This is a genomic window from Rubrivivax sp. JA1026 (assembly GCF_011065555.1).
GTDB classification, from domain to species: Bacteria; Pseudomonadota; Gammaproteobacteria; order Burkholderiales; family Burkholderiaceae_C; genus Rubrivivax; species Rubrivivax benzoatilyticus.
Window position 1 is genome coordinate 45,092 of sequence record NZ_JAALCQ010000008.1, and the last position, 15,951, is coordinate 61,042.

The 15,951-nt window shown below is 71.9% G+C and carries 12 protein-coding genes; 2 read left to right on the plus strand and 10 right to left on the minus strand.

Annotated features, from left to right (window positions below):
* Positions 1-104: 104 nt before the first annotated feature.
* Genes G5B56_RS13970 through G5B56_RS13985 form a run of 4 tightly spaced genes read right to left on the minus strand, consistent with a single transcriptional unit; the run spans position 105 to position 6,497 of the window.
* Positions 105-1,235 (minus strand): ABC transporter permease, encoded by a 1,131-nt coding sequence (locus G5B56_RS13970; RefSeq protein WP_164963592.1) that lies wholly within the window; start codon positions 1,233-1,235, stop codon positions 105-107.
* Entirely contained in the window at positions 1,235-3,976 is a 2,742-nt protein-coding gene (rbbA, locus tag G5B56_RS13975; protein WP_164963593.1) for a ribosome-associated ATPase/putative transporter RbbA, read from the minus strand. Before rbbA ends, G5B56_RS13970 begins: the two co-directional genes overlap by 1 nt.
* A complete protein-coding gene (locus G5B56_RS13980) occupies positions 3,973-5,043 on the minus strand; it encodes an HlyD family secretion protein (RefSeq protein ID WP_164963594.1) in 1,071 nt (356 codons plus the stop codon). The genes rbbA and G5B56_RS13980 overlap by 4 nt, the downstream gene beginning before the upstream one ends.
* A complete protein-coding gene (locus G5B56_RS13985; protein ID WP_164963595.1) occupies positions 5,040-6,497 on the minus strand; it encodes an efflux transporter outer membrane subunit in 1,458 nt (485 codons plus the stop codon). The genes G5B56_RS13980 and G5B56_RS13985 overlap by 4 nt, the downstream gene beginning before the upstream one ends.
* Before the next feature lie 84 nt (positions 6,498-6,581).
* On the opposite strand from G5B56_RS13985, the gene G5B56_RS13990 reads away from it, so the two are divergent.
* Together G5B56_RS13990 and G5B56_RS13995 are read left to right on the plus strand one after the other, a co-directional pair.
* Positions 6,582-7,226, plus strand: coding sequence for a TetR/AcrR family transcriptional regulator (locus G5B56_RS13990; protein WP_009856386.1), 645 nt, complete (start codon positions 6,582-6,584; stop codon positions 7,224-7,226).
* A gap of 42 nt (positions 7,227-7,268) precedes the next feature.
* Positions 7,269-8,690: a sensor histidine kinase KdpD gene (locus G5B56_RS13995; RefSeq protein ID WP_164963596.1), complete on the plus strand. Its 1,422-nt coding sequence runs from the start codon at positions 7,269-7,271 to the stop codon at positions 8,688-8,690.
* 18 nt (positions 8,691-8,708) lie between these two features.
* Here the strand turns inward: G5B56_RS13995 and G5B56_RS14000 are convergent, their stop codons facing one another.
* The 6 genes from G5B56_RS14000 to G5B56_RS14025 all read right to left on the minus strand — a co-directional run bounded on the left by G5B56_RS14000 (position 8,709) and on the right by G5B56_RS14025 (position 15,929).
* Positions 8,709-9,395, minus strand: a complete 687-nt coding sequence (locus G5B56_RS14000) for a response regulator transcription factor (protein ID WP_009856388.1) — start codon at positions 9,393-9,395, stop codon at positions 8,709-8,711.
* Positions 9,396-9,481: 86 nt separating this feature from the next.
* Positions 9,482-10,489 carry a class 1 fructose-bisphosphatase gene (locus G5B56_RS14005; protein WP_009856389.1) on the minus strand — a complete coding sequence of 336 codons (1,008 nt, stop codon included), beginning with the start codon at positions 10,487-10,489 and terminating at the stop codon, positions 9,482-9,484.
* Positions 10,486-13,146, minus strand: a complete 2,661-nt coding sequence (pepN, locus tag G5B56_RS14010; RefSeq protein WP_164963597.1) for an aminopeptidase N — start codon at positions 13,144-13,146, stop codon at positions 10,486-10,488. Before pepN ends, G5B56_RS14005 begins: the two co-directional genes overlap by 4 nt.
* Positions 13,139-13,819 carry an HAD family phosphatase gene (locus tag G5B56_RS14015; RefSeq protein WP_164963598.1) on the minus strand — a complete coding sequence of 227 codons (681 nt, stop codon included), beginning with the start codon at positions 13,817-13,819 and terminating at the stop codon, positions 13,139-13,141. Before G5B56_RS14015 ends, pepN begins: the two co-directional genes overlap by 8 nt.
* Positions 13,819-14,923, minus strand: a protein-coding gene (prfB, locus tag G5B56_RS14020; protein WP_164963599.1) for a peptide chain release factor 2 whose coding sequence is annotated in 2 segments (ribosomal slippage) — positions 13,819-14,841 and positions 14,843-14,923 — 1,104 coding nt in all. Because the reading frame shifts where the segments join, the coding sequence is not laid out codon by codon here. The genes G5B56_RS14015 and prfB overlap by 1 nt, the downstream gene beginning before the upstream one ends.
* 46 nt (positions 14,924-14,969) lie before the next feature.
* Positions 14,970-15,929 carry an alpha/beta fold hydrolase gene (locus G5B56_RS14025; protein WP_164963600.1) on the minus strand — a complete coding sequence of 320 codons (960 nt, stop codon included), beginning with the start codon at positions 15,927-15,929 and terminating at the stop codon, positions 14,970-14,972.
* Positions 15,930-15,951: the final 22 nt, after the last annotated feature.

Consider the following 15,951-nt stretch of genomic DNA (forward strand, 5'->3'; position numbering starts at 1 on the left):
CCAGTGTAGAGCGTGGGCACCGCTGCGGTGCGCGGCCCGCGCGGTGTGCGGGCTCCGGAGCGCGGCCGGCGTGGCGCCGGCGTCTCAGAACGGGCTGGCTCGCCTCAAGCCAGCCCCGTGATCGACTCCCGGAAGCGCTTGAGCGAGATGCCGAACAGCACCGCGCCGATCGCCGCGATCGCCAGCAGCTGCGGCCAGACGACGTCCAGCCCGGCACCGCGGTAGAGCACCGCCTGCGCGGCCGAGACGAAGTGCGTCGTCGGCGCCGCCAGCATCACGTCCTGTACCAGCGCCGGCATGCTCTCGCGCGGCGTCACGCCGCCGGACAGCAGCTGCAGCGGCAGCAGCACCAGCACCAGCAGCATGCCGAAGCGCGGCATCGAACGCGCCAGCGTCGCCAGGAAGATGCCCAGCGAGGTGGTGGCAAACAGGTGCAGCGCCGCGGCCAGCAGGAAGACCGCGATCGAGCCTTCGACCGGCACCTGCAGCACCCGCTGCACGACGAAGGCCAGCGAGAACCAGGCCGCCGCCAGCACCACCAGCCCCATCGACCACACCTTGGCGACCATGATCTGCGCCGGCGTCACCGGCATCACCAGCAGGTGCTCCAGCGTGCCGTGCTCGCGCTCGCGCAGCAGCGCCGCGCCGGTGAGGATGATCGACAGCATCGTGACGTTGTTGATCAGCTCCATCAGCGAGCCGAACCACATCGACTCCAGGTTCGGGTTGAAGCGCATGCGCAGCGCCAGGTCGACGCCGGTGGCCGCGCCGCCGCGCTGGCGGGCGACGAACTCGGCCACCTCGGTGGCGACGATCTGCTGCACGTGGCCGCCGCCGGTGAAGGCCTGGCTGATGCGCGTGGCGTCGATGTTGAGCTGGATCGCCGGCTGGCGCCCGGCGAGCACGTCGCGCTGGAAGCCCGGCGGGATGTCGAGCACGAAGGTGGTGCTGCCGCGGTCCAGCGCCGGGTCGACCTCGGCGATCGTCAGCGGCACCGGCGGGCGGAACTGCGGCGGGTAGAAGGCCTGCGTGATGCGCTGCGACAGCGGCGAGTCGTCCTCGTCGACGATGGCGATGGTGGCGTTGTGCAGCGGCTCGGGCATCGCGGTGGCCGCGGCGTAGATCGCCATCGTGAAGCAGTAGGCGATCAGCACCAGCATCATCGGGTCGCGCAGCAGGCTCCAGAACTCCTTGATGCCCAGGCGGTAGACGGTGGCGAACCAGGCTTTGTTCATCACCGCTCCTGCTTCTTCAGCAGCACCAGGGCCAGCCCCAGCACCACCGGCACGGTGACGGCCAGCGCCCAGTACGACGGCGCCAGGTCGGCCACGTCCAGCCCCTTGGCGAAGATGCCGCGGCTGATCGTCAGGAAGTGCGTCGCCGGGTAGACGCTGCCGATCGCGCGGCCCAGCCCTTCGAGCGAGCTGGTCGGGTGGATCAGGCCGGAGAACTGCACCGCCGGCAGCACGGTGCCGATGATGGTGACGAACATCGCCGCGATCTGCGTGCGCGTGAAGGTCGACGCCAGCAGCCCGAAGCCGGTGGCGATGACGACGAACAGCAGCGCCGCCAGCGCCAGCGACACGAAGCTGCCGGTGATCGGCACGCCGAAGACGGTGACCGCCAGCACGCACATCAGCACGAAGTTCAGCATCGCCAGCAGCACGTAGGGCAGCTGCTTGCCGAGCAGGAACTCGGCGCGTGTGACCGGCGTGACGTAGAGGTTGACGATCGAGCCCAGCTCCTTCTCGCGCACCACCGACAGCGCGGCCAGCATCGCCGGGATCATCAGCAGCAGCAGCGGGATCACCGCCGGCACCATCGCCGGCAGGCTGCGCACGTCGGGGTTGTAGCGGTAGCGCAGCTCGATCGAGCTCGGCGCGGCCAGCGTCGCGCCCAGGCGCTCGCGGGCCTGGGTCGCCAGCCACTGGCGGTGCATGGCCTGCACGTAGCCGCGCACGGTCTCGGCGCGTGTCGGCATCGCGCCGTCGACCCACACGCCCAGCGTCGGCGTGCGCCCGCGCAGCAGGTCGCGTTCGAAGCCGGGCGGGATCTCGACGGCCAGCGCGATCTCGCCGGCGCGCATGCGGCGGTCGATGTCGTCATGACCGGCCAGCGGCGGTTTCTCGATGAAGTAGCGGCTGCCGGCGATCTGCAGCGCGTAGTCGTGGCTGAGCACGGTGTCGTCGCCGTCGAGCACGGCGAACGGAAGGTCCTCGACGTCCATGCTGATGCCGTAACCGACGATGAACATCAGGATCGCCGTGCCCAGCAGCGCCAGCGTCGCGCGCACCGGGTCGCGGCGCAGCTCCAGCGCCTCGCGCGAGCTGTAGCTCAGCAGCCGTCGCAGGCTGAACCAGGCGTGGCGCCGGGGCGCCGCCGCCGGCACGGGCGGCGGCGTGACGGCCGGCTGCGGCGCGGCGGGCGCGGGCGCCGCGGCGTCACCGCCGCCGGCTTCGCGCAGCCAGGCGATGAAGGCCTGCTCCAGCGTCGCCGCGCCGCGCGCCTCGCGCAGCGCCTGCGGCCGGTCGCTGACCAGCACGCACCCGGCGTGCATCAGCGAGATGCGGTCGCAGCGCTCGGCCTCGTTCATGAAGTGCGTGGAGATGAAGATCGTCACGCGGTCGCGGCGCGCGAGCTCGATCAGCAGCTCCCAGAAGCGGTCGCGCGCGATCGGGTCGACGCCCGAGGTCGGTTCGTCGAGGATCAGCAGCTCGGGCCGGTGCACCATCGCCACCGCCAGCGACAGGCGCTGGCGCATGCCCAGCGGCAGAGTCTCGGGCAGCGTGTCGGCTTCGGCCTGCAGGTCGAAGCGCTCCAGCATCTCGTCGACCCGCTCGGCGATCGTCTCCTCCGGCATCTGGAACAGCCGCGCGTGCAGCACCAGGTTCTGGCGCACCGTCAGCTCGCCGTAGAGCGAAAACGCCTGCGACATGTAGCCGACGCGCCGGCGCGTGCCGATGTCGGCGGCGTCGACCTCGTGGCCGAAGAGCCAGGCGCGGCCTTCGCTGGCCGGCAGCAGGCCGGTCAGGATCTTCATCGTCGTCGACTTGCCACAGCCGTTGGAGCCGAGGAAACCGAAGATCTCGCCCCGGCGGATGCGGAAGTCGACGTGGTCGACCGCGGTGAAGTCGCCGAAACGCATCGTCAGCCCCTGGGCCTCGATGGCGATCTCGTCCTCGCCGCCTTCGGCCAGCGGCGGCACCTCGACGGCGCGGTGGCCGCGGCGGCGCTCCTCGGGCAGCAGGGCGATGAAAGCCTGTTCCAGCGCCGCGCAGCCGGTGCGCGCACGCAGCTCGGCCGGCGTGCCGGTGGCCAGTACGCGGCCGCCGTCCATCGCCACCAGCCAGTCGAAACGTTCGGCCTCTTCCATGTAGGCGGTGGCGACGACGACGCTCATCTGCGGCCGGTCGGCGCGCAGCGAGTCGATCAGGTCCCAGAACTGGGCGCGCGACAGCGGGTCGACGCCGGTCGTCGGCTCGTCCAGGATCAGCAGGTCCGGGTCGTGGATCAGCGCGCAGCACAGCGCCAGCTTCTGCTTCATGCCGCCGGAGAGCTTGCCCGCCGGGCGGTCCAGGAAGGGCGCCAGGCCGGTGGCCGCGGTCAGCGTGTCGATGCGCCGGCGGCGCTCGTCGGCGCCGTGGCCGAACAGCCGGCCGAAGAACTGCAGGTTCTCCTCGACCGACAGCGTCGGGTAGAGGTTGCGCCCCAGCCCCTGCGGCATGTAGGCGATGCGCGGGCAGGCGGCGCTGCGGTGCGCGGCATCGGCCATGTCGCCGCCCAGCACCTGCAGCCGGCCCTGCTGCAGCGCGCGCGCGCCGGCCACCAGCGACAGCAGGCTGGACTTGCCGACGCCGTCGGGGCCGATCAGCCCGACCCGGCAGCCCGCCGGCAAGGCCAGCGACACGTCGGCCAGCGCCTGCACCGCGCCATAGGCCAGCGTCAGGCCTTCGGCGCGGACGACGGGCTCGGTCACGGCTTGACCTTCGTCGCCAGGTGTTCGGGCCAGGGCTGCGCCGGGTCGGTGCGCACCCAGGCGACGCCGGGCAGGCCGGTCTTGACCTGATCGCGGTAGCGCTGCAGCAGCTCGGGCGCGATGCGCGCCTTCACGCGGAACATCATCTTCTGGCGCTCGCTGGCCGTCTCCACCGTCTTCGGCGTGAACTGCGCGGTGCTGGCGACGAAGCTGACCTGCGCCGGGATCACCGCGCCGGGCGCGGCGTCGAGCACGATGCGCACCTCCGAACCCAGCGCCAGCCGGCCGGCGGCGGCCTCGGGCACGAAGAAGGTCATGTAGACGTCGGCCAAGTCGACGAGGTTGAGCACCTTGCCGCCGGCGCCGACCACCTCGCCCGGCTGGGCGACGAGGAACTGCACGCGGCCGGCGCGTGGCGCGACGAGCACCGTGTCGTCGAGCTCGGAGCGGATGCGCGCCACCGTGGCGCGCGCCGCCTCGACGGTCGCCAGCGCGCCGTCGACCTGGGTGCGTGCGGCCGCGGCCGCGGCCTCGGCGGCGGCGACCTGGGCGCGCGCGGCGACCAGCGCCGCCTGCACGCCGCGTACACGCGCGTTGTCGTCGTCGACTTCCTGCGCCGACGAGGCACCTTCGGCCTGCAGCGAGGCCGAACGTTCGCGCCGGCGCGTCGCCGCGTCGAGCTCGCTCTCGCGCTGCGCGACCTGGGCCTCGGCGGCGCGGCGGTCGGCTTCGCGCACCGCGACCTGGGCGCGGGCGCTGGCCACCGTGCTCTCGGCCTGCGCCAGCCGCGCCGTCGCCTCGTCGTGCTGGGCCTGCAGCGAACTCGTCTGCATCGTCGCCAGCGGCTGGCCGGCGCGGACGAAATCGCCTTCGGCGACGCTGATGCGTTCCACCCGGCCGGCCATCTTGGCGGCGACGTCGATCTCGGTGGCTTCGAGGCGGCCGTTGCCGGACACCAGGCCGGGCTCGTCGCCGTTGCCGCGCGCCTTCAGCGCGAGCACGGCGACCGCGGCCACCACGGCGGCCAGCACGATCCAGGTCGAGTACTTGCGGAGTGCTGCGTTCATGGCGTGAGGTGATCCGGTTCGGAAGAAGGAGTGGCGGCCGTGCCGCCGCCCAGCGCGGCGAACAGCGCGACGCGGGCGGCCAGCGCGCCGCGGCGCGCCTGCACCTCGGCCTGCTGCGCGGCCAGCAGGTCGCGTTCGGCGTCGAGCACGTCGAGGAAGCTGGAGGAGCCGGTGTCCCAGCGCAGCCGCGCCAGCCGGGCGCGTTCGCGCTGCGCGGCGAGTGCGTCGCCGGCGATGAGCACCTGCTCGTCGACCCAGTGGCGCGCCGACAGCGCGTCGGCCACGTCGCGGAACGCCGCCTGCACGCTCTTCTCGTACTGCGCGACGGCGATGTCGCGCCGCGCCTCGGCGAGATCGAGGTTGCGTGCGCGCAGCCCCCAGTCCCACAGCGGCAGCGCGATCGACGGCGTGAACAGCCATTGCCGGCTGCCGGCCTCGAACAGCCCCGACAGCTCGGCGCTGGCGTTGCCCCACTGGCCGGTCAGCGTGACCTGCGGGAAGAAGGCGGCCCGCGCCGCGGCGACACTGGCGCGGCTGGCGCGCAACTGGGCCTCGGCGGCGACGAGGTCCGGCCGGCGTTCGAGCAGCGTCGCCGGCAGCCCGGGCGCCAGCGGTGCGAGTGCGGCCAGAGTGTCCAGGCGCGGCAGCGGCTCGGGCAGCACCGGCCTCGCGCCGGCCAGCAGCGCCAGCGCTTCCAGCTGCGCGGCGCGTTCGCGTTCCAGCGTCGCCACCAGCGACTGCGCCTGCGTCAGCAGCGTGCGCACCTGCAGCAGCGTCAGCTTCGAGCTCGAGCCGACCTCGACGCGGCGGCTGGTGATGCGCAGGCTCTCGCGGCGGCTGGCCACCGTCTCGCGTGCCAGCGCCAGGCGTTCGTCCAGCTCGCAGAGGCCGAAGTAGCCGTCGGCGACCTGGGCGACGAGCTGCAGTTCGACGGCGCGGCGTGCGGCCTCGCTGGCCAGCCAGCGTTCACGCGCGCTGTCCGACAGCGCGCGCAGGCGGCCGAAGAGGTCGACTTCCCAGCTCGAGAAGCCGAGGCCGGCGCTCTGCGCGCCGGCCGTGCCGGCCTGGCGCGTCAGGCTCAGGTCGGCCGGCGTGTGGTAGCGGATGCCGCGCGACTGCAGGCCGATCGTCGGCCCTTCGTCGGCGCGCTGCAGCCCGTAGCCGGCGGCGGCTTCGTCGACGCGCCGCGCGGCGATGCGCAGGTCGCGGTTGTTCGCCAGCGCCTGGGCGATCAGCGCCTGCAGGCCGGGTTCGGCGAAGTACTCGCGCCAGCCCGGCACGGTGGCGCCGGCGTCGGCGGCGCGGATCACGCCGGGCGGCGCGGCCGGCGGCACCGGCGGTGCGCCGCGGTCGGGTGGTGCGGCGCAGCCGGCGGCCAGTGCGGCGAGCGCCAGCGCGGCCAGTGGCCGGCGCGGCACGCGGCGGGGTACGGCATCCGCCAGGGTTCGGATCATGCGAAGTCCTTCCTCGGAGATGGATCTTAGCGACTCATGAGTCGTTAGTGAACCGTGGCCCTGGCCGCGAGATAACATTGCGCGATGGAACCCGCCCAGGCCCCCGCCAGCGCGCCGCGCCGCCGGCTGTCGCCCGAGGTCCGCGTCCAGCAGATCCTCGACGCGGCGCTGGTGGAGTTTTGTGAACGCGGCTACGGCGACACGCGCATGGACGACATCGCCCGCCGTGCCGGCCTGTCCAAGGGCGGGCTGTACGCGCACTTCGACAGCAAGGACGCGGTGTTCGAGGCGCTGCTGCGGCGTTCGCTGGCGATGCCTTCGCTGGAGGGCATGCCCGAACCCGACGCCCGCGTGCCGACACGCGAGTTCGCGGCCTGGCTGGTGGACCGGCTGTACGCCCAGATCGCCGACCCGGCCGGCCTGCGCGTGCTGTGGCTGATGATCGCCGAGCGCGAGCGTGTCGGCCATCTGCTGGAGCTCTGGGACCGCCAGGTCATCGGCCCGTACGAGGCGGTGCTGCAGCGTGCGCTGGCCGCGCGCGAGGCCGCCGGCGCCACGCCCAGCGTGCTGTCGCGGGCGCCGTGGCTGGCGCTGTCGCCGCTGATCCACGCGACGATGCGCGAGCTCGTCATCCGCGCGCCCGGTGCGGCCGAGATGGCGCAGTGGCGTCAGGCCCACGAGGACCTGCTGGTCGAGCTGCTGGACCCGGCGTCGCGGCTGGCGCGCTGAGCGCCGCGGCGCACCGCCGGGCCGCCCTTATCCTCCGCCGCCATGCTTGCACCGCTGCCGCTGGACGTCGCCACGACCTGGGTGCTGGTCGGACTGATCCACCTCGGCCTGGCGGCCGCGGTCTGGACCGTGCTGACCGGGCGCCACGACCGCCGCAGCACGCTGCTGTGGTGCGCCGGCTCGGCGATGGCCGGCGTGATGATGCTGGTCTACGCCGCGCGCGGGGCGCTGCCGCACCTGCCGGCGATCGTCGCCGCCAACATCTTCGGTTATGCCGGCTTCGCGCTGCGCTGGGCGGCGCTGCACCGTGAACGCGAGCGGCCGCTGCCCTGGGGCATGCTGGCGGCGCTGGTGACGCTGGCCTGCACGGCGGTGCCGCTGCTCGACGCGGTCGACCCACGCTGGCGTGTGCTCGGCAACCTGGCGTTCAACACCCTGGCCTCGCTGGCGCTGTGGCACGAGGCGCGGGCCTTGAGCCGTGCGCGGGCCAGCCGCAGCGCGGCGATGGTGGGCTGGGCCTACGGGGTCGTCGCGCTGCTGCTGCTGGCGCGGCTGGCCGCCGTCTTCAGCGGCCTCGGCGCCAGCCCCAGCCAGCTGGCGACGGCTTTCGACACCGAGCTGCTGCTGCTGGCCTGGATGCTGACGGCGCTGTGGGCCAACCTGGGTTATGTCGGTTTCGCGATCGAGATGGCCGAACGCCGGGCGCGGCTGCGCGGCGCCCAGCTCGCCGAAGTCACCGAGCAGCGTGAACTGGCCGAGCAGCAGGCGCAGGCGTTGCGTGCGCTGTCCGACGAGCGCCAGGAGCTGCTGCGCGTGATCTCGCACGAGGTGCGCCAGCCGCTGCACAACGCCCAGGCCGTGCTGCAGGGCGTGGCCGACGCCATGCACGGCGCGGTGCCGGCGGTGCCCGGGCTGGACCGCGCGCGCCGGGTGCTGCGCGAGATCACGCGTTCGCTGGACAACACGCTGGCCGTGTCGACGCGGATGATCGAGGACCGCGCGCCGCCGCTGCGCGACACCGATCTGGACATGCTGGTCGGCCTCGTGCTCGGCGACCTGCCCGAGGAGGAGCGCCCGCGGGTGCGCCTGCAGCGCGACAGCGCCGTGCGCACCGCGGCGATGGACGTCGGGCTGATGCGTCTGGCGCTGCGCAACGTGCTCGCCAACGCGCTGGCCTACGCGACGCCGGGCACGCCGGTGACGCTGCGCATCGTCGACAGCGAGGAGCCGCTGGCGGTGGTCTTCGAGGTTGCCGACGAGGGGCCCGGCATCGCGCCGGCGCTGCTGCCGCGGGTGTTCGAACGCGGCGTGCGCGGCCGCCACGACGTGCACGGCCAGGGGCTGGGGCTGTTCATCGTGCGCCGCGCGCTGCAGCTGCAGGGCGGCACGGCCGAGGTGCGCAGCGATGCTGGCGGCAGCGTCTTCACGCTGACCGTGCCGCAGGGGCAGGAGGACGGCGGCTGACGCGCCGCCGCCAAGGCCTCAAAGCGACTTCAGCGGCGCGCGGAAGACGTAGCCGATGCGCGGCTCGGACTGCAGCGGCACCAGGCTGGTCGAGGCCTTCTCGATGCGCCGGCGCAGACGGTAGATCGTCGCGTGCAGCGTGTTGTCCAGCGTGCTGGTGTTGTCGCGGCCCAGGCGCTGGATCAGCGTGTCGCGTGTCACGACGCCGCCCTCGGCGTCGAGAAAGCAGCGCAGCACCGTGAGGTCGGTGTCGCTCAGCTCGACCCGGGCGCCGTCCGGGGCCTGCAACTGCGCGGCGCGCAGGTCGACGACCCAGCTCTGGTCGCGCTGGCCGCGCATCACGGCGCGGCGCTGCAGCGCGCGGATGACGAGCAGGATCTGCTCCATCGAGACCGGCTTCTCGAGGTACATGTCGGCGCCGGCGTCGACGACGGTGGCGAAGGTCGACGCGCCGACCTTGCCCGAGACGACGAGCACGCCGGCGTCGGTGCGCCGGCGCAGGATGCGGATCAGCTCCTCGCCGACGACGCCGGGCAGCATCAGGTCGATGACGTAGAAGTCCCAGCCGAACGGCGATTCGCTGGCCAGCAGGTCGTTGCTGTCGGCGAACACCCGGACCTCGACCCCCTCGCGGCGCAGGAAGGCGGCGAAGGTGTCGGTGAAGTCGGCGTCGTCGTCGACGAGGGCGATCGTCTTGGGCAGCATGGTCTGGAGGGGCGGGCCGGTGAGCGTCACCGGGAAGTCTAGTGCCCGCCCGATCAGGAATACCTAGAACAGGGGATTGTCAGGCTTCACTCGGTTTGCTGGTGGTAGGCGGTGACGCGGTCGACCTCGTTGCGCGAGCCCAGCATCACCGACACGCGCTCGTGCAGCTTGCACGGCACGACGTCGAGGATGCGCTCGCGGCCGTTGGTCGCCGCGCCGCCGGCCTGCTCGACGAGGAAGGCCATCGGGTTGGCCTCGTAGAGCAGGCGCAGCTTGCCCGGCTTCTCGGGCTCGCGCTGGTCCCACGGGTACATGAAGATGCCGCCGCGCATCAGGATGCGGTGCACGTCGGTGACCATGCTGGCCACCCAGCGCATGTTGAAGTCCTTGCCGCGCGGGCCGGTCTTGCCGGCCAGGCATTCCTCGACGTAGCGGCGCATCGGCGGCGCCCAGTGGCGCATGTTGGACATGTTGATCGCGAATTCCTTCGTGTCCTCGGGAATGCGGATGTCCGACTGCGTCAGCACCCAGGAGCCGGTCTCGCGGTCCAGCGTGAAGGCGACGACGCCGTTGCCCACCGTCAGCACCAGCTGGGTCTGCGGGCCGTAGATGCAGTAGCCGGCCGCGGCCTGGTGCTTGCCGGGCTGCAGGAAGTCGTCCTCGCTGACGCCGCGCGTGTGGCCGACCTTGCGCAGCACGCTGAAGATCGTGCCGATCGAGACGTTGACGTCGATGTTGCTCGAGCCGTCCAGCGGGTCGAACAGCAGCATGTACTCGCCCTGCGGGTAGCGGTTGGGCACGACGTGGATCGAGTCCATCTCCTCGCTGGCCATCGCCGCGAGGTGGCCGCCCCACTCGTTGGCCTCGATCAGCACCTCGTTGCTGATGATGTCCAGCTTCTTCTGCACCTCGCCCTGCACGTTCTCGCTGCTGGCCGAGCCGAGCACGTCGCCGAGCGCGCCCTTGTTGACGGCGATCGCGATGCGCTTGCAGGCGCGTGCGACGACCTCGATCAAGAGGCGCAGCTGGCCCGGGATCATCCCGTGCTCGCGCTGCTGCTCGACGAGGTACTGGGTCAGGCTGACGCGCTTCATTGCTGGGCCTCCAGCGCGCGGCCGAGCACCTCGCGCACGTCGTCGCTGAGGTCGGGCTTGGCGGCCACACGCGCCAGCGCCTCGCGCGCGGCGCTGCGGTAGGGCTCGGCCAGCGCCGTCCAGCGGTCCATCACGCGCGCCAGGCGGGCGGCCAGCTGCGGGTTGATCGGGTCGATCTCCAGCAGGCGCTCGGCCCAGAACACGTAGCCGGCGGCATCGGCGCGGTGGAAGGCGGCCGGGTTGTTCATGCACAGCTGGAAGATCAGGCTGCGTGCGCGGTTCGGGTTCTTCAGCGAGAAGTCCGGGTGCTTGAGCAGGGCCTTGGCGCGCGCGAACGAACGACCGTGGCCGGCGCCGACCGGCTCGCTGGCCTGGGCCTGCAGCGCGAACCACTTGTCGACGACCAGCGGCTCGCCGCCGGCGATGGCGTGGAAGCGCTCCAGCGCCGGCTCGGCCAGCTCGGAGTGCGAGTGCACCAGCGCGGCCAGCGCGCCGATGCGGTCGGTCATGTTGCTGGCGTCCTTGACACGCTGGTAGGCGCGGCCCGGCCACACCGGGTTGCCGCTGCGCACGGCGTGCAGGCACAGCATGGCGAGCGCCAGGTTGGCGAGCGCGCGGCGGCCGGCCTGGGCCGGCGTCGGCGCGTAGCCTTCGTGCACCAGGTTGGCCTCGAAAGCCTCGGCCCAGTCGGCGTGCAGCGTGCTGGCCAGCTGTTCACGGAAGTGCTCGCGCACGGCGTGGATGCGCTGCGGGTCGAAGGTGGCCAGTTGCTCGGCGACGTAGCCTTCGCTGGGCAGCGTCAGCGCCAGTTCCTTGAAGGCCGGGTCGAGTGCCGGGTCGCGCAGCACGGTGCGCATCGCCTCGACGAAAGCCTCGTCCAGCGTCACCGGCGCGGCCTGTTCGACCGCCGCCAGCAGGCGCGCCAGCGCCAGGCGCTGGCCGGCTTCCCAGCGGTTGAAGGCGTCGCTGTCATGGGCCAGCAGCGTCAGCAGCTCGGCGTCGCCCAGGCCGTCGTCCAGGATCACCGGCGCGCTGAAGCCGCGCAGCAGCGACGGCACCGGTTCGGCGTCGACGTCCTCGAAGACGAACTGCTGCTCGGCGCTGTCGAGCACCAGCAGGCGCTCGGCGGCCAGCGTGCGGCCGTCGCGGCCCAGCAGCGCGGCCAGCACCGGGATCACGAAGGGCTGCTTGGTCGGCTGGCCGGGCGAGGGCAGGGCGGACTGGGTCAGCGTCAGCGTGTAGCGGCGGGCTTCGGCGTCGTAGACGCCACGCGCCTTCAGCCGCGGCGTGCCGGCCTGCGAGTACCAGCGCTTGAAGCTCTCCAGCCGCGTGGCGAGCTCGCTGCCGGGGTTGGCGTCGGCGATCGCCTGGGCGAAGTCGTCGCAGGTCACGGCCTGGCCGTCGTGGCGCTCGAAGTACAGCGTGATGCCGCGCTCGAAGCCTTCACGGCCCACCAGCGTCTGCATCATGCGCACGACTTCGGAGCCCTTCTCGTAGACGGTGGCGGTGTAGAAGTTGTCGATCGCGGCGTAGCTGTCCGGGCGCACCGGGTGCGCCATCGCGCCGGCGTCCTCGGGGAACTGGCTGGCGCGCAGCGCACGCACGTCCTCGATGCGCTTGACGGCGCGCGCGGAAGGCGAGCCGGCCATGTCCATCGAGAACTCCTGGTCACGGAAGACCGTCAGGCCTTCCTTCAGCGACAGCTGGAACCAGTCGCGGCAGGTGATGCGGTTGCCGGTCCAGTTGTGGAAGTACTCGTGGCCGACGACGCTCTCGATGCCGGCGAAGTCGACGTCGGTCGCGGTGGCGGGGCTGGCCAGAACGAACTTCGTGTTGAAGATGTTCAGGCCCTTGTTCTCCATGGCGCCCATGTTGAAGTCCTCGACCGCGACGATCATGAAGCGTTCGAGGTCCAGCGGCAGGCCGAAGCGGGCTTCGTCCCAGACCACCGAGGCCACCAGCGAGGCCATCGCGTGCTCGGTCTTGCCGAGGTCGCCGCGGCGCACGAAGACCTGCAGCAGGTGCTCCTTGCCGGCGCGGGTGCGGATCTTCTGCTCGCGGCAGACGAGATCGGCGGCGACCAGCGCGAACAGGTAGCTGGGCTTGGGGAAGGGGTCGTGCCAGACGGCGAAGTGGCGGCCGCCGTCCAGTTCACCCTGCTCGACGAGGTTGCCGTTGGACAGCAGCACCGGGTACTTCTTCTTGTCGGCGCGCAGCGTCACCGTGTAGACCGCCATCACGTCGGGACGGTCGAGGAAGTAGGTGATGCGGCGGAAACCCTCGGCCTCGCACTGCGTGAAGAAGCCGCCACCCGAGGTGTACAGGCCCGACAGCTGGGTGTTCTTCTCGGGGCTGCAGGTGTTGCGGATCTCGAGCACGAACTGCTCGCCGGCCGGCGGGTTGTCGATGACGAGCAGCTTGTCCTCGTGGCGGAACGACACGCTCTCGCCGGCGGCCATCACGCGCAGCACGGTGATGTCCTCGCCGTGCAGCTTCAGCGGCTGCGGCTCGGCGGCCGGGTTGCGCTCGATGTGCAGCTTGCTCGAGACGATGGTCTTGACGGGGTCCAGGTCGAAGCAGAGCTCGACCTTGCGGATCCAGTACGCCGGGGCGGCGTAGTCCTGGCGGTGCACGACGGTGGCGGGGCCTTCACGCATGGTGGGGTTCTCGCGGGATGAAAGTGGTCGGGTCGACGCCAACGAAATCGGGGATCGTGGCGAGGAGGTTCGGATAGCCGTCGAAGGCGCTCGGCGGCAGGGTGGTGGCCAGCGCCACGGCGTCCATGCCGGCGCGGCGCGCGGCTTCGACGCCCAGCGGCGCGTCCTCGAAGACGAGGCAGTCGGCCGCGGCGACGCCCAGGCGGCGTGCGGCTTCGACGAAGATGTCCGGGTGCGGCTTGCCGCGCAGGCCGTCGGCGGGGCTGGCGACGGCGTCGACAAGGCGGTCGAGCCCGAAACGATCGAAGGCGATCTTCAGGTTGACCGCCGGCGACGCGGTGCAGACGGCGAGCTTGAAGCCCGCCGCGCGCGCCTGCTGCAGAAAGGCCTGGGCGCCGGCGACGTACTGCAGCGCGCCGGCCGCGGCTTCGCGGTACAGCGCTTCCTTGCGTTCGGCCAGCGCCGCGCGTTCGGCCGCCGGCATCGCCGGGAACAGGCCCGAGAGGACCTCGTCGTTGGCGCGGCCGGCCGTCTGCTCGAAGAAGCGGGCGTCGTCGAACGGCAGGCCCAGCTCCGCGTGCCAGCGGCCCCAGGCCTGCTGGTGGATCGGCATGCTGTCGAGCAGCGTGCCGTCCATGTCCAGCAGCAGCGCGGCGTAGCGGCGCGCCGCCATCACAGGCCCTGCTTCAGGCTGGCCTCGATGAACGGGTCGAGGTCGCCGTCGAGGACCTTCTGCGTGTTGCTGATTTCCACGCCGGTGCGCAGGTCCTTGATGCGGCTCTGGTCGAGCACGTAGCTGCGGATCTGGTGGCCCCAGCCGACGTCGGTCTTGCTGTCCTCGAGCTTCTGCTGCGCTTCCATCTGCTTGCGCATCTCGTGCTCGTAGAGCCGGCTGCGCAGCATGGCCCAGGCCTCGTCGCGGTTGCGGTGCTGCGAACGGTCGTTCTGGCACTGCACGACGATGCCGGTCGGGATGTGCGTCAGGCGCACCGCCGAGTCGGTCTTGTTGATGTGCTGGCCGCCCGCGCCCGAGGCGCGGAAGGTGTCGGTGCGCACGTCCGCCGGGTTGATCTCGATCTCGATCGAGTCGTCGACCTCGGGGTAGACGAAGAGGCTGGCGAAGCTGGTGTGGCGCCCGCCCGCGGAGTCGAACGGGCTCTTGCGCACGAGGCGGTGCACGCCGGTCTCGGTGCGCAGGTGGCCGAAGGCGTAGTCACCCTCGATCTTCAGCGTCGCGCTGCGGATGCCGGCCACGTCGCCTTCGGTCTCTTCCATGACCTCGGCCTTGAAGCCCTTCTTCTCGCAGTACTTCAGGTACTGGCGCAGCAGCATGCTGGCCCAGTCGCAGGCTTCGGTGCCGCCGGCGCCGGCCTGGATGTCGATGAAGCAGTTGCTCGGGTCCGCCGGGTTGGCGAACATGCGGCGGAACTCCAGCCGCTCGACGATCTCACGCAGCGCGTGGGCCTCGACCTCGATCGCGGCGATGCCGTCGAAGTCCTCGTCGGCCTTCGACATCTCGTAGAGCTCGAGGTTGTCGGACAGGTTGCTGGCGAGGTGGTCGATCGTGCCGACGACGTCTTCCAGCGACTTCTTCTCGCGCCCCAGTTCCTGGGCGCGCTTGGGTTCGTTCCAGACGCTGGGGTTCTCCAGCGCGGCATTGACTTCGTTCAGCCGCAGAGCTTTGCGGTCGTAGTCAAAGATACCCCCGGAGCTGCTCGGTGCGGGCACTCAGGTCGGCGAGCAGCGTGCCGATCGAGTTGATGTGTTCGATGTCCATGTGTCTTCTTGGGATTGGCGCCCAGCGGGCGCAAACAGCCATTTTCTCATGCCGATGTGCACAGGCACGCATCGGGATCTGCCGGAGATCCCCCGAGGAACGAGACCAGCCGCCGCGCCAGCGCCTCGGGCTGGTCGTGGTGCACCATGTGGCCGCAGGGCGCGAGACGCTCGCGTTCCAGCCGCGGCACGACGGCCAGGCGGGACTCGAAGTCCTCGCGCGGGTAACGGTGGCCCCACCAGGTCTCGAACTCGCCGCGGTCGCCTTCGACGAAGAGCAGCGGCGAGGTGATGCGGCGCCAGGTCGCGACCGCCTCCTCGCGCCGGTACAGCATCGGGTTGACCCGTTTGTGCGCCGGGTCGGCGAGCAGCCGCCGGCGGCCCTCGGGCGTCGGCGCCGACCACTGCCTCGCCAGCCAGGCCGCCTTGTCGGCGGGCAGCAGCGGGTTGTTCTTCCTCAGCCGCGCGGCGACCTCGGCGCCGTCGGCGTAGTCGCGCAGCACCGGCGCCGTCTTCAGCTCGTCGAGCCACTGCACGAGGCGCGCCGGTGCGTCCTCGGGCGTGGTCGCCGGCAGGCCGTAGCCTTCCAGGTTGACGAGCCGGCGCACGCGCTGCGGGCGCAGCGCGGCATAGCTCATCGCGACGTTGCCGCCCATGCTGTGGCCGAGCAGGTCGACGGCGCCGTCGGGCGCCAGCGCGTCGAGCAGGGCGTCGAGGTCGGCCAGGTAGTCGGGGAACCAGTAGGTGTCGGTCGGCGGCGCCTCGGTCAGGCCGAAGCCGCGCCAGTCGGGCGCGAAGATCTGGCGCTCGATGCCCTCGGCCTCGGCCAGCGCGTCGACCAGGAACTGGAACGAAGCGCCGCAGTCCATCCAGCCGTGCAGCAGCACCAGCGGCCGCGTGCCGGCCGGCGCGCTGTCGCCCCAGCGGCGGACGTGGCAGCGCAGGCCGCGCAGCGCGACGGTCTCGGCAGCGGGCAGGCGGCGTGGCGTGTAGCAGGCGGTGTCCATGCGGCCGATGCTAGGCGCCGCG

Coding starts and splice junctions, on each gene's coding strand:
- G5B56_RS13970 (WP_164963592.1), bottom strand. CDS start 1,235: ATGAACAAAGCCTGGTTCGCCACCGTCTACCGCCTGGGCATCAAGGAG.
- G5B56_RS13980 (WP_164963594.1), bottom strand. CDS start 5,043: ATGAACGCAGCACTCCGCAAGTACTCGACCTGGATCGTGCTGGCCGCC.
- G5B56_RS13990 (WP_009856386.1), top strand. CDS start 6,582: ATGGAACCCGCCCAGGCCCCCGCCAGCGCGCCGCGCCGCCGGCTGTCG.
- G5B56_RS14000 (WP_009856388.1), bottom strand. CDS start 9,395: ATGCTGCCCAAGACGATCGCCCTCGTCGACGACGACGCCGACTTCACC.
- G5B56_RS14005 (WP_009856389.1), bottom strand. CDS start 10,489: ATGAAGCGCGTCAGCCTGACCCAGTACCTCGTCGAGCAGCAGCGCGAG.
- G5B56_RS14025 (WP_164963600.1), bottom strand. CDS start 15,929: ATGGACACCGCCTGCTACACGCCACGCCGCCTGCCCGCTGCCGAGACC.
- G5B56_RS13995 (WP_164963596.1), top strand. CDS start 7,269: ATGCTTGCACCGCTGCCGCTGGACGTCGCCACGACCTGGGTGCTGGTC.
- G5B56_RS14015 (WP_164963598.1), bottom strand. CDS start 13,819: ATGGCGGCGCGCCGCTACGCCGCGCTGCTGCTGGACATGGACGGCACG.
- pepN (WP_164963597.1), bottom strand. CDS start 13,146: ATGCGTGAAGGCCCCGCCACCGTCGTGCACCGCCAGGACTACGCCGCC.
- G5B56_RS13985 (WP_164963595.1), bottom strand. CDS start 6,497: ATGATCCGAACCCTGGCGGATGCCGTACCCCGCCGCGTGCCGCGCCGG.